This is a genomic window from Sphingomonas sp. AC449, assembly GCF_979253475.1.
Genome location: NZ_CEEDCZ010000005.1, coordinates 42,592 through 62,105, shown reverse-complemented (window position 1 = coordinate 62,105; position 19,514 = coordinate 42,592). Strand labels below are relative to the sequence as shown.

At 67.3% G+C, this 19,514-nt stretch carries 18 protein-coding genes; 3 read left to right on the top strand and 15 right to left on the bottom strand.

Annotated elements, in window-relative coordinates:
- Window positions 1–347: 347 nt before the first annotated feature.
- Entirely contained in the window at window positions 348–2,303 is a 1,956-nt protein-coding gene (locus AC0CH3_RS10445; RefSeq protein WP_465237856.1) for a sialate O-acetylesterase, read from the top strand.
- Window positions 2,304–2,344: 41 nt separating this feature from the next.
- Entirely contained in the window at window positions 2,345–4,312 is a 1,968-nt protein-coding gene (locus AC0CH3_RS10440) for an NPCBM/NEW2 domain-containing protein (protein WP_465237855.1), read from the top strand.
- Between the two features lie 26 nt (window positions 4,313–4,338).
- Here AC0CH3_RS10440 and AC0CH3_RS10435 read toward each other — a convergent pair whose 3' ends face one another.
- Entirely contained in the window at window positions 4,339–5,925 is a 1,587-nt protein-coding gene (locus AC0CH3_RS10435) for a glycoside hydrolase family 43 protein (protein ID WP_465237854.1), read from the bottom strand.
- A gap of 65 nt (window positions 5,926–5,990) precedes the next feature.
- Window positions 5,991–7,517 (bottom strand): alpha-N-arabinofuranosidase, encoded by a 1,527-nt coding sequence (locus AC0CH3_RS10430; protein WP_465237905.1) that lies wholly within the window; start codon window positions 7,515–7,517, stop codon window positions 5,991–5,993.
- A 555-nt stretch (window positions 7,518–8,072) separates the two neighbouring features.
- Here AC0CH3_RS10430 and AC0CH3_RS10425 point away from each other — a divergent pair.
- Window positions 8,073–8,588, top strand: a complete 516-nt coding sequence (locus AC0CH3_RS10425; protein WP_465237853.1) for a Ros/MucR family transcriptional regulator — start codon at window positions 8,073–8,075, stop codon at window positions 8,586–8,588.
- Window positions 8,589–8,698: 110 nt separating this feature from the next.
- Here AC0CH3_RS10425 and AC0CH3_RS10420 read toward each other — a convergent pair whose 3' ends face one another.
- From AC0CH3_RS10420 to AC0CH3_RS10360, 13 genes are all read right to left on the bottom strand, one after another.
- Complete coding sequence (locus tag AC0CH3_RS10420) at window positions 8,699–9,601, bottom strand: flagellar motor protein MotB (protein ID WP_056018129.1); 903 nt, start codon at window positions 9,599–9,601, stop codon at window positions 8,699–8,701.
- A gap of 1 nt (window position 9,602) precedes the next feature.
- The gene (motA, locus tag AC0CH3_RS10415; protein WP_031394196.1) at window positions 9,603–10,466 is read right to left on the bottom strand and encodes a flagellar motor stator protein MotA; all 864 of its coding nucleotides are present in this window, start codon (window positions 10,464–10,466) and stop codon (window positions 9,603–9,605) included.
- Between the two features lie 111 nt (window positions 10,467–10,577).
- On the bottom strand, window positions 10,578–11,471 hold the full coding sequence (locus tag AC0CH3_RS10410) for a flagellin N-terminal helical domain-containing protein (protein WP_056018131.1): 894 nt from the start codon (window positions 11,469–11,471) through the stop codon (window positions 10,578–10,580).
- A 5-nt stretch (window positions 11,472–11,476) separates the two neighbouring features.
- Window positions 11,477–12,826: a flagellar hook-associated protein FlgK gene (flgK, locus tag AC0CH3_RS10405; protein ID WP_056018134.1), complete on the bottom strand. Its 1,350-nt coding sequence runs from the start codon at window positions 12,824–12,826 to the stop codon at window positions 11,477–11,479.
- Entirely contained in the window at window positions 12,823–13,152 is a 330-nt protein-coding gene (locus tag AC0CH3_RS10400; RefSeq protein ID WP_354300761.1) for a rod-binding protein, read from the bottom strand. Before AC0CH3_RS10400 ends, flgK begins: the two co-directional genes overlap by 4 nt.
- Window positions 13,149–14,372: a flagellar basal body P-ring protein FlgI gene (locus tag AC0CH3_RS10395; protein WP_465237852.1), complete on the bottom strand. Its 1,224-nt coding sequence runs from the start codon at window positions 14,370–14,372 to the stop codon at window positions 13,149–13,151. Before AC0CH3_RS10395 ends, AC0CH3_RS10400 begins: the two co-directional genes overlap by 4 nt.
- Before the next feature lie 11 nt (window positions 14,373–14,383).
- The gene (locus AC0CH3_RS10390; RefSeq protein WP_465237851.1) at window positions 14,384–15,079 is read right to left on the bottom strand and encodes a flagellar basal body L-ring protein FlgH; all 696 of its coding nucleotides are present in this window, start codon (window positions 15,077–15,079) and stop codon (window positions 14,384–14,386) included.
- Between the two features lie 14 nt (window positions 15,080–15,093).
- Complete coding sequence (flgG, locus tag AC0CH3_RS10385; RefSeq protein WP_465237850.1) at window positions 15,094–15,882, bottom strand: flagellar basal-body rod protein FlgG; 789 nt, start codon at window positions 15,880–15,882, stop codon at window positions 15,094–15,096.
- 14 nt (window positions 15,883–15,896) lie between these two features.
- Window positions 15,897–16,649, bottom strand: a complete 753-nt coding sequence (gene flgF / locus AC0CH3_RS10380) for a flagellar basal-body rod protein FlgF (RefSeq protein ID WP_056018142.1) — start codon at window positions 16,647–16,649, stop codon at window positions 15,897–15,899.
- A gap of 26 nt (window positions 16,650–16,675) precedes the next feature.
- Window positions 16,676–17,947, bottom strand: a complete 1,272-nt coding sequence (locus AC0CH3_RS10375; protein ID WP_465237849.1) for a flagellar hook protein FlgE — start codon at window positions 17,945–17,947, stop codon at window positions 16,676–16,678.
- A 36-nt stretch (window positions 17,948–17,983) separates the two neighbouring features.
- Window positions 17,984–18,664, bottom strand: coding sequence for a flagellar hook assembly protein FlgD (locus tag AC0CH3_RS10370; protein ID WP_056018146.1), 681 nt, complete (start codon window positions 18,662–18,664; stop codon window positions 17,984–17,986).
- Window positions 18,665–18,666: 2 nt separating this feature from the next.
- Entirely contained in the window at window positions 18,667–19,077 is a 411-nt protein-coding gene (gene flgC / locus AC0CH3_RS10365; protein ID WP_056018148.1) for a flagellar basal body rod protein FlgC, read from the bottom strand.
- A gap of 3 nt (window positions 19,078–19,080) precedes the next feature.
- Entirely contained in the window at window positions 19,081–19,425 is a 345-nt protein-coding gene (locus AC0CH3_RS10360; protein ID WP_056019132.1) for a flagellar basal body rod protein FlgB, read from the bottom strand.
- Window positions 19,426–19,514 lie beyond the last annotated feature (89 nt).

Genomic DNA, 19,514 nt, shown 5'->3' with positions numbered 1-19,514 from the left:
TCGTCCGCCCCGCACGCATGTTTGCGTCTAATGCGGTAACGCTACCATAAGGATCGATGCTTAGGCAGTTATTGTCAAGTGTGACGATTAGGGCCGGTCCGGCACGGAAATCGCCGCGCCGGTTGAGCACCAGCCACTGGTGAACCGCGCCGTCCTGCGGCCTTGGCGGCATGATCAGAGCCAGCACGTTTAGCGCTATCAATGCTGCGGATCGTCGATAGATTGCGCGGTGCAGCCGGGTGCGTCGGGCTGTTCGGGTGGCGTCTGCCATCGCGAACGGGGCGACGCGGGAACCGGTGCACGGACGGACCAGAATCATCTGAGCCGCGGGGAGAGGATGTTCGTCGATGTCGACCGCCACGGTGCGCCTGTCATGTCTTGTCGGTGTCGCGTTGCTGATCCTCGCGCTCACCCCCGCGGCGGCAGCGGCACCGCGGCTTGATGGCGTGATCGGCGATCATGCCGTGGTTCAGCGCGGCCAGCCGATCCTTCTGACGGGGGATGCCGGGGCTGGGGAGCCGGTGATGGTGACGTTGGCAGGGAAGACGGTCGTCGTGCGCGCAGGCCGGGACGGGCGGTTCTCGGCGCAGCTGCCCGCGCTGCCCGCGGGTGGGCCGTACGACCTGACGATTGCCGCGGCGAGCGGCGCGGTGGTGATGCGCGACATCCTGATCGGCGACGTGTTCCTGTGTTCGGGCCAGAGCAACATGGAGCTTTCGGTCGGCGACGCGCAGGACCTGATCCCCGATGCGCATCCCCCGGTCGACGCGATGCTGCGGCTGCTGACCGTCGCCAAGGTCGCGGCACCCGCGCCGCTTGCGCGCTTTGCGGACACGCCGCGCTGGACGGTCGCGGGGCCGGCCAGCGCTCCGGGCTTCTCCGCCGCCTGCTTCTACATGGCGCAGGCGCTGCGGCGCACCGCCGGGGTCCCGATCGGTGCGATCCATTCGAGCTGGGGCGGATCGCGGATCAGCGCGTGGATGAGCGGTACCGCGCTGCAGGACGCGGGGCTCGGCGACGACGCCGCGCTGCTGGCGCTCTATGCGCGCGATCCCGCTGCGGCGAAGGCGCGCGCCTCGGCGCTCTGGGAGCAATGGTGGCGGGGCGGATCGGGCGACCGGCCCGGCGCCGAACCGTGGCAGCCAGCCGCGGCGCTCGACTGGCGCGCCGTCCCCGCGATGACCAATTTCGAGCGCTGGGGCGTGCCCGAACTCGCCACCTATAACGGGATGCTCTGGTATCAGCGCACCGTCGAGCTGACCGCAGAACAGGCCCGCGGCCCCGCGACTCTGGTGCTCGGGACGATCGACGATGCGGACCAGGTCTGGGTCAACGGCCGCGGCGTCGGTGGCAGCAGCCTTGCGTCGCAGGCACGGGTCTATGCGCTGCCTGCGGGCATGCTGACGCCGGGTCGCAACGTCGTGACCGTCAACGTGGACGACGTCTATGCCGATGGCGGGATGACCGGCCCCGCGGACTCGATGCGCCTCACGCTCGCCGATGGCAGCAGCATCCCGCTCGGGACGGACTGGCGCTATGCGATCGCCAGGCGGCTGCCCGGTTCGGCGCCGCGCGTGCCATGGGACGACATCAACGGCGCGGGCACATTGTACAATGCGATGATCGCACCGCTGGGCGCCACCCGCCTCGCCGGGATCGCCTGGTACCAAGGCGAGTCGGACACCGGAATACCCGGCTACGACCGCCGCCTCACGGCGCTGATCGCGGATTGGCGGCAGCGGTTCGCGAGCCCGGACGCGGCCTTCGGGATCGTCCAGCTGTCCGCCTATGGCAGCCCGTCCAGCACGCCTGCGGAAAGCGGCTGGGGGAGCGTGCGCGATGCACAGCGCCGCGTCGCCGCGAAGGATCCGCGCGCGGGGCTCGCGGTGACGCTCGACATCGGCGACGCGCTCGACATCCATCCGGGGGAGAAACACGCCGTCGGACAGCGGCTGGCGCAGGTGATGCGCGCACGCGTCTATGGCGAACGGGTCGCGCCCGCGGGCCCCGCGATCGCCGACGCGCGCCGCACGCCCGATGGCGGGGTCGCGTTGCGGTTCGACGGCGTGACGGGCGCGCTCCACGCCCGCAGCGCGGACCGGGCGATCGGATTCGAGCTGTGCGATACCGCCCCCGGAACCTGCCGCTATGCCAGTGGCCGGGTCGACGGGCGCGGCGTCACCCTGCCCGCGGATGGCCGCCCCGCAGTCCGCGTCCGCTATGCCTGGACCGAGGCGCCGATGACCAATCTCTCCGACGATACAGGCTTGCCGGTCGGCACGTTCGAGATCCCCGTCGAATGATCCCGCCCCGTCAGGCGGTTACCGCCACGCAGGAGACCGGCATGACCAGCCCGCGAACGATGGCCGGAGCGGATGCCCGCGCCGTGCCACGCATCGCCGCCCCGCGCTGGGCACTGGTCGCGGCGGCGCTGGGCGCGATCCTGTCGTCCGCGCACGCCGCGTCGCTGCCCGGTTCGCCCGGTTCGCCCGATCCGCTCGTGCCGACGGGGCGCTGGAGCGCGAACAGCGACGGGTCGGCGCCCGTCCCGCCGATGGGCTGGAACTCGTGGAACGCGTTCAACAGCGACGTCGACGAGGAGAAGGTGCTCGCCTCCGCGCAGGCGCTGGTCGATACCAAGCTGGCGACGCTGGGCTATCGCTACGTCAACATCGACGATGGCTGGTGGCTCAAGCGACGCCAGCCCGATGGCCGGATGATGATCCGCACCAGCCATTTCCCCTCCGCGCGCACCGGCGCGAACCCGAGCTTCCGTCCGCTGACCGATCGCCTGCACGCGATGGGGCTGAAGGCGGGGATTTATTCCGACATCGGCCGCAACAGCTGCGGCCAGATCTATACCCCCGATTTCAAGAACCAGCCCGAGGGCAGCGTCGCCGAACGCGAGGTCGGGCTTTACGGACATGTCGACGAGGACATCCGGCTGTACTTCGCCGAGTGGAACTTCGATTTCATCAAGGTCGACGGCTGTGGCGCGCGCGGACTCGCCGCGGATGCGCCGCGCGTCCGATCGGGCCTGTACCGCGCATTGCCGCCGCTGGTCGACATGCAGTCGCTCGCCGCGTCCGACGTCGCCGGGATCCGCCGCCTGTACGCGGCGGTCGGCACCGCGCTCAGGACGCATGCGGGGCAGCGCCCCTATGTCTATTCGCTGTGCCTGTGGGGGGCGGGCGACGTCCGCACCTGGGGCAAGGATGTCGGCAACATGTCGCGGACCAGCGACGATATCCAGCCGAGCTGGGCGCGGATGCTGACCAATCTCGACACGGTGACGCACCGCGCGCTCTATGCGCATCCGGGATCGTGGAACGACCCCGACATGCTGTTCGTCGGCACGGGCGATTTCGATGCCGCGCACCCGGTCGAGGCACGCGCGCATTTCGCGCTATGGGCGATGCTCAACGCGCCGCTGATCATCGGCTACGACCTGCGCAAGCTGACGCCCGACCAGCTCGCGATCTTTGGCAACGCGGACATCGTCGCGCTCAACCAGGACGCGGCGGGCAACCAAGCGGTGCTCGCGTATGATTCGGACGATGCGCAGATCTTCGTCAAGACGCTCGCCGACGGGAGCAAGGGCGTCGCGGTGGTCAACCGCACCGCGCAATCGGTAAAGGCGGTGCTGACCGCGGCGCAGTTGAAGATGACCGCGCAGCGCGATGTCCGGCTGCGGGACCTGTGGAGCAAGACCGAGCAGACGTTCCGCGGCGAGACCGCGCTGACGCTCGCGCCGCACGAGACGCTCGTCTTCCGCGCGACCGGCACGCATCGCCTGGCTGGCGGCGTGTATCTTTCCGAGCAGCCCGGGCGCGTCAATCCGACGGTCGACGGGATCGCGCGGCCGACGCCCGATCCGACGATCCATCGCTCGATCACGCCGTGGACGGGCACGCGCGGGCCCGGCGACCATCCGCAATATGGCGGCTGGGGCGGCGCCGAGGCCGACCGCGCCCCTTATGGCGCGCCGATCCGGATTGCGGGCACCGCGTTCGATACCGGGATCGGCGTTCTGGCCAACGCGCGGCTCGAGGTTCGCAACCAGGGGTCTGCGCGCTTCACGGCCAGGGTCGGCGTCAACGATTCGGCGCCCTCGCGGGCCGGCAAGGTCGTGTTCGAGATCTGGGGTGACGGCCGCTTGCTCGCGCGGTCGAAACCGATGGCGTTCGGCGATCCCGCAGCACCGATCGAGGCGCGGGTTGCGGGCGTCGGGATCGTCGAACTCGTCGCGCGCGGCGACGCCGAGGGCGTGGCGAGCCCGGCGATCTGGGCGGACGCCGCGCTCATCCGATAGGCCATGGGTCCGGGGGCAGCCGCCCGTCAGCGCGCGGCCCGCGCGCGCGTCCCCTCGGGCTTGAGCGCGGACAGGCGGAACTCGTCGATGTCGAGCCATCCGCGGCTCGTGGCCGGCGCATAGCAGAACAGCGCGAACTGCTCGCCCTGGAACGTACCCGTCCGCCACGCGAAGGCGAGCGGAAAGCTGCCGCCCAGCGCGGTCCAGCGCGCGCCGTCGACACTGTAGGCGACGCGCGCGAGATCGGTGGTGAAATCCATGTCGGTCCGCAGCCAAAGTGCGTCGCCGCGCGCGACCATGGTCCGCGCGCGGACCTGCGTCTCGGCGCCGCCGACCTTGTCCTCGGTCAGCTCCATCTCGATCGCGATCCTCCCGTCGTCGGCGGGTGCGACGGTCAGGTTGCCGCTATATTGGCCAAGCGTGCCGAAGCCGCAGCGATCGCCCGAGGCGAGATGGCGTACGTCGAGCTTCACCTCGCCGCGGCTCGCGGGCCCCTGCCCCTTTTGCGTCAGCGTGTTGCGTGCCGACCAGAAGCGGTCCGCAACCGTCGGGCGCAGCCGCAACCAGCCCGGGCGATCGGTCAGCGACCAGCGGGCGGGATCGGGATTGTGGTTCCATTGCCATTGCAGCCCGAGCGACGCGCGGGCGAAGTCGTCCGACGTCGCCGGCTCGGCAAAGGCGAATCCCGGGACGGGCTTGGCCGCGCGATCGGGCACGCGCCCCGGTGCCGCCGGCGTTCCCCAGACGGGCCAGTCGTCCTGCCAGAATACCGGGCTCAGATTGGTCATCCGGCCGATCGCGCCGCTGTCCTCCATGACGAAGCCGAACCATCGCCCGTCGGGCAGGTCGACCAGCGCACCCTGGTGGCCACCCGTCTTGTCGTCGATCTGGTCGCGCGTCTCCCATGGTCCGAACAGGCTGCGCGCACGCGATACGGTCAGCCCGAGCCGCGGCGGCAATGCGTTGAACAGATAATAATACGCCCCCCGCCGGATGATCTTCGAACCCTCGGCCCCCTTGATGTAATGGATCTTGCGCGACGCGGTGACGCGGGCGAGCCCGGCGTCGAGTGTCAGCAGCGTGATCGTCCCGTCCGCGGTGCTCGCGGTCGCGACGAACGCGCGGCCGTCGGGCTCGATGAACAAGGCGGGATCGAACGCCTCGCGGTCGAGCTCGTGATACGCCCATGGCCCGCGCACGTCCCTGGCATAATAGATCCGCGTCTTCTGCCCGACGGGCGTATTCGCGAGATAATAGGTCCCCGCATGATGGCGCAGGCTCGAGGCGTACAGGCCCTTGCGGTACGCGTTGCCGCCCTTGAGGTCGTATTGCGGACGCCCGTCGAGCCGGTCGACCAGATGCGAGGCGATCGTCCAGTTCACCAAGTCGCGGCTGTGCAGGATCGTGATCCCCGGGACGTTGGCAAAGGTGGTGGTGGCGAAATAATAGTCGCGCCCGACGCGGATGATGTCGGGATCGGGATAGTCCGCGAACAGCACCGGGTTGCGGAAACTGCCGTCCCCCTGATCCGACCGCCACACCTGCGCGGCGGACCCCGAGGTGAGCAGCAATGCGGCAATCAGCGCCATCCCCGCTTTGCGCCCCGCGCTCATCGACCCGCCCCCGTGCGAGCAGACGGCAGCATCGTCTCGCGAGATCCGTTCATGCACGCTCTCCCTCAGCGCAGGTCAAGGATGACGACCGATTTCGCGGGCAAGGTCGTCGTCAGCGTACCCCCCGAAACCTGTGCGCCGGCAAAGGGCTGCGGCGTGACGGTGTCGGGCCGGTCGAAGCTGTTGTGCGCATCCATCCCCGTCCCGGTGAGGATCCGTCCCGATACCTGACCCGCCTGCATGCCGGCGAGCGATACCGAGACCGGGATCGCGCGGTTCGGATCAAGATTGACGAGCGCGACATGCACCTGCCCCGCGGTGTCGCGCACTGCCGACACGCTCACCGCGGGAATCGCGACCTCGTCCTTGTGATACCAGGGCGAGGTCAGTTCGACCGGCAGGGCGGTCGCGCCCTGCCACGGCTTGTACAGGTCGAACACCCAATAGGTCGGCGTCTTCACCATCCGCGGCCCGTCGGTCAGCAGCATCGCCTGGAGCACGTTCACCATCTGCGCGATCGCCGCCATCCGCACGCGGTCGGCATGACGCGCGAAGATGTTGATGTTGAGCGCGGCGACGACCGCATCGCGCAACGAGTTCTGCTGTTCGAGGAAACCGGGGTTGCTGCCGGGCGTGGGATCGTACCACGTCCCCCATTCGTCGACCGCGAGCATCACGCGCTTGGCGGGGTCGTGCTTGTCCATGATCGCCGAATGCTTGGTGAGGAACTCCTCCATCCGCAGCGTGTGCGCCATCGTCGTCGCCCATTCGCGTTCGGGAAAGCCCAGTGCCGGGCCCTTGTCGTTCCAGTCGCCCTCGCGCGGCCGCGTGTAGTAATGCAGCGCGAGCCCGTCGATGTTCTTGCCCGCGATGCGCATCATCGCCTCGGTCCACTCATAGTTCGAGTCGCTCGGCCCGCTCGCGATCTTGAGCATCGGACCGTTGCCGGACTTGGCGAACAGCGCGTAGCGGTTGGTCAGGTCGGCGGCATATTCGGCGCGCATGTTGCCGCCACAGCCCCAGAGTTCGTTGCCGATGCCAAGATACCGGACCTTCCAGGGTGCCGCGCGGCCGTTGCGCGCGCGTTCCTTGGCGAGCGCGGTGCTGTCGGTCGCGCTGGTCATGTAGTCGACCCATTGCGCGGTTTCGGCGGGCGGCGCGCTGCCGACATTGGCCGAGACATAGGTGCTCGCGCCAAGCCGCTCCATCAGCCCGAAATATTCGTGCGTCCCGAAACTGTTGTCCTCGTTGACGCCGCCCCAGTTGGTGTTGATCTTGCCGGGGCGCGCCTTGGCGGGGCCGATGCCGTCGCGCCAGTGATATTCGTCCGCGAAACAGCCGCCCGGCCAGCGCACCATCGGCACGTCGATCGCCTTCATCGCCGCCAGCACGTCGCGACGATAGCCGGCGTCATTGGGGATCTTCGAATTCCGCCCGACCCAGATCCCGCCATAGATGCCGTGACCGAGATGTTCGGCGAACTGGCCGAACACGTCGCGGTGGATCCGGGGCCCGGGCGTATCGGTGCGCACCGTGGCGGTGGCGTGCTCCCCCGCCGGTACGGTCTGCGCCGCCAGCGATGTGCCGCCCATCCCCGCCGCGATCAGTGGCAGGATCGCGCCACGGACATAGCGGCGCATCTGCTGCCGCACTGTTGCGACCGGGGTGAATCTTGGACGCATGACGGGGGTATCTGCCAAGGCTTCGCTCTCCATGTCGCACCCGTCCGGCGATGCGGCGGTGTATGTTATCGTTACCATGAGCGTATGGATCCGGTATCGATCCGTCAACGCCGCGCGCGACCGGCACGCGCCCGAACCGCCGTCGCAACCGCCTGGCGGTGTTCTGCTTGATCACGGTTCGATCAAGTTCATCGCTCCGTTTGTTGGGATCAACGTCTTTCCCTCAAGTACTAACTTTGATCCAGGTTATAGTTAAAGGTCAACTTTGCGGTCGGCGTTGCCGATTTCATGCTGGACCGCCTTGCAAGCTATTTACAAAGCACAGTCTTTTCGCCGATCTCCGACGCCCGGCGTGCCTTTGCATCTTGTCTCGATCGGGCTTAGGCCTATTGCGGATAGGTTGATTTGCAGCGTTGAATACGCCGCAACGTGCGCGTACGGGGCCTTCGTAGAATGGAGCACATCATGGCGGAAGACACGACCGATCTCAGCGCAGTTGAACTCGCGACCGAGTTGACGATTGCTTGGCTGGGAAACCCCAATACCCGGACCGCGGCCGAAGACGTTCCGGCATTCCTCGGCAAGATACACGAGACCGTGACCTTGCTGCTTGGCACGCCCGCCGAAACCGCACCGGTCGAAGCGGTCGCTGAATACACGCCCGCGGTGACCGCACGGAAGTCGCTGGCGTCGAAGGATCACATCATTTCGATGATCGACGGCAAGTCGTACAAGACTTTGCGCCGACATCTCGCGACGCATGGCATGACGCCGGCGGAATATCGCGAGCGCTATGGTCTTAAGGCCGATTATCCGATGGTCGCCGAGAACTATTCGGAAAGCCGTCGCGCGATGGCCAAGAAGATCGGTCTGGGTCGCAAGCCCGGTGCGCGCAAGACCGACGAACCGGCCCCCGCCGCTGCTGGAGCCGCCCCGGCGCCACGCAAGCGCAAGACCGAGACCCAGACCGTCGCGGAATAAGCGTCCCCGCGAATGCCGCGCCTCCACGTCGGGGCGCCAACGCCAAGACGCCAACGCCGCGACGATGATGCCCGAAGGGGGTGGCCGGTCGTCCGCCCCCGTATCCGGACCTACCGGCCGAACTGCCCGCGGCGGTAGAGCAGGGTGATCGCCACGCGGCGGTTGCGCGGGTCGCTGGGCGTCTTCGCGATCAGCGGCTCGCGATCGGCGACGCCCTCGATCCGTTCGAACCGCGCCTCGGGCGTTCCCCCCGCCAGCAACCGGCGGCGCGTCGCCTCGGCGCGCCCCGACGACAGCATCCAGTTGTTCATCGCGCGCGGATCGCCATAGGGCACGCTGTCGGTATGGCCGCGGATCATGATCGCATTGCTCGATCCCGCGATCGATCCCGCGATCATCCCGATCAGGTCCGCCGCCTTGCTGTCGAGCGCGGTCGTGCCGAGCGCGAACATCGAATAATCGGCGTCGTCGACCAGGTCGATCCGCATCCCATCCTGCGTCGGCACGAACCGGACATGGCTGGCAAGCCGCGACAGGCTTTTCGACCGCTGGATCTGGCTCAGCACCTTGCGCCGCATCTCGGCGAAGTTCTTGCGGTCCTCGGCGTTGAGCGTGTCGAGCCCCTTCATGTTGCCCTTCGGCCCGGTCCCGGTGTTCGCACCGCCCTCGCCCGCATTCGGGATCGCGATCTGCGGCAGGCTGGTCTGCCCCGCCTGCGGGCCGATCTTGTTCTTCGACAGGATCGACTCGCCGCCGAGCAGCGCACCGCCGCCGATCCCGAGCGTCCGCGTGTCGATCAGCGTCGGCGCGAAATAGTCGGCGATACCCTTGCGCTGCTTCTCGGTCGTCGCGCCGAGGATCCACAGCAACAGGAAGAACGCCATCATCGCGGTCACGAAATCGGCATAGGCGACCTTCCACGCGCCGCCATGATGCCCGCCATGCCCCTCGATATAGACCTTCTTGACGATGATCTTGGGCGGCTGGTTCGCCCCGTGTGGCGCGCGTGCCACCTTACTTGCCTCGCAGTCCGTCGAAGACTTCGGCGAAGCCCGGCTGGTTCCTGTGCGCGATCCCCGAGCGCGCCGCCTCGATCACCAGCGGCTGCGGATGGCCGTGGAGCGAGGCGATGATGATCTGCTTCACGACGCCGTAGATCGAGGCATCCGCGTCGAGCACCTGCTTCAGCCGGTTCGCCAGCGGCGCAACCATGCCGTACGCCAGCAGCACGCCCATGAACGTGCCGACGAGCGCCGACCCGATCATCGAGCCGAGCACCGACGGCGGCTTGTCGATCGATCCCATCGTCTTCACCACGCCGAGCACCGCCGCGACGATACCGAGCGCGGGCAGCGCGTCGGCGAGGCTGGTCAGCGTGCCGTGCGCGCTCTCCTCCTCGTGATGATGCGTCTTGATCGACTGGTCCATCACCTCCTCGACCGCGTGCACGTCGAGCGTGCCCGACGAGACGACGACGAGCCGCAACGTGTCGGCGATCAGGTTGATCAGCGCGTGATCCTTCAGAAGCTTTGGATATTCGGCGAAGACCGCGGAGGAATTGGGATCCTCGACATGTGGCTCGAGCGCGATCGGCCCGTCGACGCGCAGCATCTTCATCAGCTTGCTGACGAGGAAGATGACGTCGAGATAATCCTGCTTCTTGTATTTCGGGCCCTTGAAGACCTTCATCAGCCCGCCGCCGAGCCCTTTGAGCTCCTTGCCCGAATTGCCGATGATCAGCGCGCCGGCGGCCGCGCCGCCGATGATGAGCATCTCGTGCGGGATCGCCTCGAGCACGGGGCCGAGCGCGCCGCCGGTGAACGCGAATCCGCCGAACACCATGACGAGCAGGACGACGATGCCGATAATCGGAAACATGGTGCTGGAAATTCCCCCAAAGGCCGGAGAGCCGGCCCTGTCACCGAAGGATTAACCGGATTTCGTAGCCATCCGGTTACCAACCCCGCCCGATCCGTCCTATAAATGCGCTCAGCGCAGATAATCGAACAGCGACAGCGCACTGAGCTTGGAGAAGCTCGCCTGCGTCGCCGACAGGATCGTCATCGTCTTCTGCAATTCGGTGATCGACGTCGTGATGTCGGTACCCTCGATCGACTGGCGGGTATCCTCGCGGTCGACCGCGACGTCCTTCAGCCGTGCCGTTTCGAGATCGACGCGCGACGCACGCGCGCCAAGCGATGCCTGGATCGTCGACACCTGCTCGGTCGCCGCATTCAGGTCGTCGAGCGCGGTGTCGAGCGATGCGGGATCGTAGCTGTCCGACTGGAGCGCGGCCGCGATGGCGCCAAGCACCGCAAGCGTATCCTTGCCGCCCGCGGACAGCACGCGCGATGCCGATTCGTTCGCCTGAACGGTCTGGCCGTCGCCGATCGGCACCGGCGACACGCTCGTCGTCGCCAGCGCATAGCCGCCGCCCGGCTGCTTGACCGCCGCCGGGCCGCCATCCGCGCCACCGAAGATCGGCTGGCCCCGCAGGTCCTTGACGTTGGCCAGGCTCGCGATCGAATCGACGATGCTCGCGATCTCGACGCCGATCGCCTTGCGCGCGGCATCGTTCAGCGTGCCGTTGCGCGCCTGCACCGTGAGTTCGGACGCGCGCTGCAGCTGATCGGTGATCGCGCTGAGCGTCGTGTCCGACTGCTTCAGCACCGATGCCGCCGTCGTCAGGTTCGCGGCATAGGCCTTGTCGTCGGCGGTATCGCGCGCGATCCCGGCAAGCCGTTGATAGGCGGCGCTGTCGGACGAGGGCGCGGCGAATTTCTTGCCGGTCGAGATCTGCGTCTGCAACGCATCCGCCTGCTTCGACAGCGCGTTCATCGCCTTGGCCGAGCGGTCGTAGAAGAGGCTGGTCGCGATCTGCATAAGGCCTACCGGATCTCGAGGATGGTCTGGAGGATGTCGCGCGCGGTCTGGATGACACGGCTCGACGCCTGATACGCCTGCTGGAAGCGGAGCAGGTCGACCGCCTCGCTGTCGAGGTCGACGCCGCTGCCCGAATCGCGTGCGGTCACCGCGCCGTCGCGGATTGCGCCCTGCGCATCGCCGACCAGCCTGCGCTGTTCGAGCGACGCCGCATTGCTCGTGATCATGTTGGTCAGCCGCTGTTCGCTGCCCGTGGTCGGGTCGCGCGTCGCGAGCAGCGCGGTGAGGTTCGACGCATCGCGCACGCCACCGGTGTCGCTCGCCGCGGCGATGCCGCGCGGGTCGGTCAGCACCACGGTGATGCTGGTCGGCGTGGCACCGGTCGCGAACAGCGGCGCACCGGGCTTGCCGTCGAGATCGCGCCCCTGCGCCTGGATGTCGTTGACCTGCTTGGTGAAGTCGGTCGCGATGCCATTGAGCGTGTCGCGCGCCGCGACGATCTTCTGTGCGCCCTCGGCATAGCCCGCCAGTGCACCGCCCGACGGCGTCACCGCCGATGTCGTGCCGGTCCGCTGCACGACGAACCCGACCGCGCCCTCGTCATTCTTCAGATAGCTGACATTGCCCGAATCGGGGCCCGCCACGAATACCGGGCCGCTCGCCCCGCCGAGCCGCACGGTCGCACGGCCGAGATCGTCGAACTCCGTACTGATATCGGTGATCGTGCTCATCTGCTCGAGCAGCTGGTCGCGCTGGTCGGCGAGCTGCGCGGCGTTGGTCGATCCCTTCTGACTGCGCGCGATGCCGTCATTGACCTTGGCGAGCGCGGTGCCGAACGAATTGAGCGTCTGCGTCGCCTGACGCGTCGCGGTGTCGAGGTCGGCGGCCGCGGTATCGAGCGCCTTGCCGGTGGCGGTGAACGCCGCCGCGGCGCTGGCCGCGGATTCGAGCATCACCGACCGCGCCGGTACCGATGTCGGGTCCGCCGACAGAGTCTGTGCCGCGGAGAAGAAACTGGTCAGCCGGTCGCCGAGCTTGTTGTCGGTCAGCGACGTCTCGATCCGCCCGAGCCAGGCCGCCGCGGTCTCCGTCTTGGCGAGGTCGGACCCCGCGTTGCGGACCGCGAGCGAGCGGAACGTGTCGGCCGAGCGCGAGATGCCGGTGACGGTGACGCCGTTGCTGCCCGTCGCGACGCTTGCATTGATGCCACTGCCGATCGAGGTCACCTGGCCGAGCGCCGTCGTCCGCCGGGTATAGCCCGCGGTGCCGGTGTTCGCGATGTTCTCGGACACGGTGTTCAGCGCGGTCTGGTACGCCCGCACACCCGACGCGCCGATCGACAGGAGGTCGCTCATGGTGACGGCTCTGCCGCGCCCGGGTTAAGATCGGATTGCGATTTGGCGAGAAAATCGGTCATCGCCTTGCCGATGCCGAGCGGCGTGTGCTCCGCCATCGTCTGTGCGACGCGCGCGTCCTGCATTTCGGTAAAGGTGTCGAGCGCCTTTGATTCGAACAGCGAATCGCTGAGCTTTGCCTGGCGCATGCTTTTCAGCATCATGCCGGTGAAGACCGCCTCGAACTTCTTGCCCGCCTTGTCGAGATTGTCGTTCGACTTGAGCCGGCTCGTGTCGGTCGAGATGCCGCCGGCATTGACCGGGCCGGGGGCTGCGATCGGGCTCACAGGACGATCAACTCGGCCTTGAGCGCGCCGGCTTCCTTCAGGGCCTCGAGGATTGCGACGAGGTCGGCGGGCGACGCGCCGATCGCGTTCACCGCCTTGACGATGTCGGCGAGCTTGGGCCCCGGGTTGAGCAGGAACATCGGGCGACGTTCCTCCTCGACCGCGACCGCGCTGTTCGGCGTGACGACGGTCTGGCCCTGGCTGAACGGCGCGGGCTGGCTCACCTGTGGCTTCTCGTCGATCCGCACCGTCAGCTTCCCATGCGTCACCGCGGCAGGCCCCACGCGCACCGCAGAGTTTATAACGACCGTTCCGGTGCGCGCATTTACGATTACTTTTGCCGAGGGCTCCGCCGACACCACGTCGAGATTCTCGATCGTCGACATCAGCGTCGCGCGAACGTCCGCGCCGACGGGCGCGCGGACCGCGACCGAGACCGCGTCGATCGCCTGCGCACTGCCGAAGCCGAGCTTCGAATTGATCGCGCCCGCGACGTTCTGCGCGGTGGTGAAATCGGCGCGCGCGAGGTTGAAGGTCAGCATCGGCGCGCTGTCGAACCCGGTCGCGACCGCGCGCTCGACGGTCGCGCCTTCGGGGATGCGCCCGGTCGAGGGGACGTTGACGACGATTTTCGACCCGTCGGCGCCCTCCGCGCCGAGCCCGCCGACCGCGAGATTGCCCTGCGCCATCGCATAGATCTGGTTATCCGCGCCGAGCAGCGGCGTCATGATCAGGCTGCCGCCGCGCAGGCTCTTGGCCTTGCCCATCGACGCGACGGTGATGTCGAGCCGCTGGCCGGGCTTGGCGAAGGGCGGCAGCTCGGCGGTGATCATCACGACCGCCGCGTTCTTCATCCCCGGATTGGCGTTGGGCGGCAGCTGCAGCCCGAAGCGTGACGCGACGGCTTTGAGCGACTGGACGGTATATTCGAGATTGTCGTCGCCCGTGCCGGGCAACCCGACGACGATGCCATAGCCGGTCAGCTGGTTCGACCGGATCCCCTGGAACCCGCCCAGATCCTTGATCCGGTCGGCGGACGCGGGTGCAGCGATCAGGAGCGAGGCCAGCGCAAGGACAACCCACCCTGCCGCTCGTGTCGAGTAGAGACCGAGCTTGTCGAGGGCTCGTATCGAGACACATGTCCCTCGATACGCCATCTCGACAAGCTCGATGGCTACTCGGGACGAACGGAAATTGGGGCGGCGTTGGTATGTGCGCATGGGCGTGACCATCAAAACGGGCTGACGACGGAGAAGAAGCGGCTGAGCCACCCCTGGCGGCCGGCGCGGGCGACGTCGCCCTTGCCGGTGTACGAGATCTGCGCATCGGCCACGCGCGTCGACAGCACGCGGTTGTCGCGGTCGACATCGGCGGTGCGCACCAGCCCCTTGATCTTGAGGAACTCGTCGCCGCGGTTGAGTGTCACGCGCTTCTGCCCCTGCACGAGCATCGTGCCGTTGGGATAGACTTCGGCGACCGTCACGCTGACCTCGCCCGACAGCGAGTTCGCCTGATCGGCGGCACCCGCACCGTTGAAGTTGCGCCCGCCGCTGATCGTCGCGTCGGCGCGGCTGAACAGGTTGAGCGCGCCCGTCGTCGGCGGCGTGATGCTGCCCGACCCGCTGCTGTCGAGCTTCGAGCCCGAGGATTTCGACGCCGCGGTGCGCTCGACCAGCACGATCGTCAGCGGGTCGCCGACTTTCCGGGCCCGCCAGCCCTCGTACAGCGCGGCATAGCCGTCCTGCGCCTGGAAGATCGATCCGGTCGCGGGCGACGCCACCGGCACGGGCAGCGGCCGTGCGACGGTGAAGTCCTCGGGCGGCGCCTTCTTGCCGAACAGCCTGGCCTGCGCCGACAGCGGCGCGAGCGTGCCGGCGACAATCGCGAGGAGCGCGATCGGCGCGCGCGTGGGGATCGGAAATGCCATGATGCGCCCTGCGATCAGATGTTCTGGTTGACGTATTTCAGCATGTCGTCGGTCGCCGAGATCATCTTGGAATTGACCTCGTACGCGCGCTGCGTCTCGATCATGTCGACGAGTTCCTCGACGACGTTGACGTTCGACGCCTCGAGCATCCCCTGCCGGACGCGGCCACGACCGTCCTGCCCTGCCATGCCCAGATTGGCGGCGCCCGACGCGGCGGTCTCGACGAGGTAATTGTCGCCGGTCGCCTGCAGCCCGGCACCATTGGCGAAGCTCGCGACCTGGATCTGGCCGATCTGCTGCGCTTCCGACTGGCCGGGAATCGTCGCCGACACGGTACCGTCCTGGCCGATCGTGATGTTGGTCGTCCCCTCGGGCACGGTGATGCCGGGCATCACCTGATAACCCTCGCTGGTCACCATCAGCCCCTCGGGGCTGCGCGAGAAATTGCCCGCGCGGGTGTAGCCGAGCGTGCCGCCGGGCATCTGCACCTGAAAATAGCCGTCGCCATCGAGCGCGAGGTCGAGGCTGTTGCCCGTCGTCTGCATCGACCCCTGCGTATCGATCCGCGCGGTGCCCTGGATCCGGACGCCGGTGCCGAGGTTGAGCCCGGTCGCGTATTTGGTCTCCGACGTCGACTGCGCGCCCGGCGCGGTCACGACCTGGTACGCCAGCGTCTCGAACGCGGCGCGATCCTTCTTGAAGCCCGTCGTGTTGACGTTGGCGAGGTTGTTCGAAATGACCCGCATGCGCGTATCCTGGGCGTCGAGCCCGGTACGCGCGATATGCATGGCGGAACTGCTCATGGCCTAATCCTTTCTTAGCTCGGCAGGCGCATCAGCGATGCACCGCTTTCATCCATGTCCTTGGCGGACTTCAGCATGTTGGCCTGGACCTCGTAGCTGCGCTGGTTCTCGATCATGTCGACCAGCGCCTGCGTCATGTTGACGTTCGATCCCTCGATCGCCCCGCCCTGCACCTTCGCATCGAGATCCTCGGGCAGCGCGCCGCCGCCGCGCACGCGCAGCAGGTTGTCGAGCCCCTTGACCGTGTCCGACCCCTTGGTGTCCGCAAGCTTCAGCTTGTCGATCACCTGCGGGTTCTTCGCGTCGCCGCCCTGCGGCACGATCGAGATCGTCCCGTCGCCGGCGATCGAGAGCGTGTCATAGGGCGGGATCGTGATCGGCCCGCCCGATCCCATCACCGGGAAACCGTCACCCGTCTGAAGCACGCCCGACGGTGCGATCTCGAGGTCGCCGCGCCGCGTATAGGCTTCGGAGCCATCCGCGGCCTGGACCGCGAGCCACGCAGTCGCACCGGTCACCGCGACGTCGAGCGGGCGACCGGTGGTCTGAATCGCGCCCGGCGCGCGGTCGGCGTCGGTCACTTCCTCCGACGTCGGCGCGCGTGCCTCGAACTGCTGGCCGCCACCCTTCAGGTCGATCCGGTCGAACACCACGCGGTCGGCGCGGAATCCGGTGGTGGACGCGTTCGCCATGTTGTTGGCGATCGCCGACTGCGCCGCCATGTGCGCACGCAGTCCCGTCGCCGCGGTGTAGACCAGCTTGTCCATTCAGGGTTCTCCGTCCGCGCCCTGGATCAGCTGCGGATGTTGAAGATGGTCTGCGAGATCTGGCTCGCGGTATCCAAGGCCTTCGAGTTCGCCTGGAAGTTGCGCTGTGCCGCGATCAGCGAGACGAGTTCCTCGGTGATGTCGACGTTCGACCGTTCGATCGTCCCCGACATCAGCTTGCCGAAGCCGTTGACGTCGGCGATGCCGAGCTTGGCCTCGCCCGAGATGCCCGTCGCCGACCAGTAGCTGCTGCCGAGCTGGCGCAGACCCTCGGGGTTCGAGAAGTTGGCGAGCATCACCTGGCCGAGCGCCTGCGTGTCGCCGTTCGAGAAGCTCGCCTTGACGATCCCCGACTCGTCGATCGTCACGCCCTGGATCTGGCCGACCGCCTTGCCGTCCTGCGCGCGCCCGGCAACGTTGAACGCCGAGGCCAGCTGCGTGCTGTCGAGCCCGAAGGTGAAGCCGAACTGCTGCGTCGTGCTGCTGCCTGCGGTGGTGAACGGGTCGAACGCGATCGCAGTGGTCGGCGCGGTCAGCTTGCCGTCGCCGTTGAAGTCCAGCTTGACGCTTGGCGCACCGTTCGTCGTCATCGGCTTGTCGCCGACATAGCTGAACACTTCCCAGCTGCTGGTCTGGCCGTTGCCGGCATCGGGCGTGGTCGTGCGCTTGAAATAGTTGGTCAGCGTCTGAGCGTTACCGCTCGCGTCATAGATCGTCGTCTGCGCCGACTGGTTGTAGCTGGTCGGGTCGAACCGGTCGAACGTCGTCGTCGCCGGGATCGCGGCATTGGCGCTGAGGTTCAGCGACATCGACACGTTCGCGGTCGGAACCGCCTTGCCGCTGGTCGCGGGAAGCTGAAGGCTGACGGCGGAATCGAGCCCCGACGCGACGACCTTGCCCGAACCGTCGACCGGATAGACCTGCAGGTGGCTGCCGTTCGAATCCACCACATAGCGGTCGGCATCGACCAGGAAGCCGCCATTCCGCGTGTAGTTGACGTTCAGCGCGGTCGTGCTCGGCTTGACCACGAAGAAGCCGTCGCCCGACACCGCCAGATCGAGCGCATTGGCCGACTGGATCAGGTTGCCCTGGCTGAACTGCTGGCGATTGCCCTGGACGACCGTACCCGAGCCGATCTGCTGCGCGGGGTTGAGCGATACGCTCGACGCGATCACGTCGGCGAATTCGGTGCGGCTCTTCTTGAAGCCGTTGGTCGAGACGTTCGCGAGATTGTGCGAGATCGTCGACATTTCGGTCTGCGAGGCCTGGAGGCCGGACAGCGAGGTATAGAAGGACATCGGGTTACTCCTGGAATTCTGACAATCGGCGGGCGATCAGCCGATCTGGCGAACCGCGGTGACGGGGACCTCACCGAGGCCCGGTAGCGTGAGGATGGCGGCACCGGTCGTCGTCGAAACCGACTGGACCGGCGCCCAGACAAGGTTCTGTGATGCAACGGTCGTGCCATTATTCTGGGCGTTGACGATGACCTTGAACGGCCCCGTCCCGGCATCCTCGCCGGTCGCGGTCTTGCCGTCCCAGTCGTAGTTCACCGTGCCCTTGTCGGCGCTGCCGAGCGACATCGTCTTCAGCACGCCGCCATTGGCATCGGTGATCGTGACGTTGACGTTGCTCGCGGCCGCCGCCAGCTCGATCCCGCCGGCAAGCCCGCCGCTGGTCCGCCCATAGGCGGTGTCGCCCGCGGTCAGCACGGTCTTGCCGACATAGCCCATCGCGTCGCTCGCGCTGGTCGCATTCAGCTTTTCGGCGATCGACTTCATCGTGCTGCTCATCTCGGAGATACCGGCGAGGCTCGAGAACTGCGCCATCTGCGCGACCATCTGCGTGTTGTCGACCGGGTTGAACGGGTCCTGGTTCTGCATCTGCGCGGTCATCAGCTTTAGGAAATCGGACTGGTTGAGCGTCGTCGAATTGGACGCCGTCGTGGTCGTCGCCGCGGTGCTCGCGCGCGTGATACCGAGGTTCGAAAGCGTGGAATCGAAGGAACTTGCCATGATCAGCGGCCTAGCTTGAGGGTATCGATGATCAGCGACTTCGCGGTCTGCATCACCTCGACATTGTTCTGGTAGCTGCGCGCGGTCTCCATCATGTCGACCAGCTCGCGCGTTTCATCGACCGCCGCCTCGAAGATGTTGCCATCCTTGTCGGCCATCGGGTTGTTCGGATCGTAGCGCTTGGCGGGTGCCTCGCCCGCGGTGACGACCTTCTCGACATCGACCGTCGACATCCCGCTGGCGGCGTCGAAGCTGGTGCGGAACACCGGCTTCATCGTCTTGTACGCGGCGTCCGCCGACCCCGCGACGCCGCCCGCATTGGCGAGGTTCGACGCGGTGGTGTTCATCCGCAGCAGCTGCGCGGACATCGCGCGGCCCGCGACCTGGAAAATCGTCATCGGCGCGTTGGCCATCGCTTAATCCCCCTTCAAGGCGCGCGTGACCTGGCTGATCCGCCCGTTCAGGAACGACAGCGTGGTCTGGTACTGCACGGCGTTTTCCGCGAACGCGGTCTGTTCCTGGTTCAGCTCGACGGTGTTGCCGTCCATCGAGGTCTGCGTCGGCACGCGGTATCTGGTCGCGCCGTCGATACCGCCCGCGCCCTCGGTTTCCAGTGACGCCAGCGCCGACTTGAAGTCGATGTCGCGCGCCTTGAAGCCGGGGGTCGAGGCATTGGCGATGTTCGACGCGAGCACCCCCATGCGCTGCGATCGCACCTCGAGGGCCGCACCATGAACGCCGAACAGCGAGTCACCTGACACTGGACCGAACTCCCGCGCTGAATTGCGCAAGTGTTCCAAAGCAATGCCCGTGCCAGTTCGCTCCCGCCGACCGGATGATGCCGCCCTGC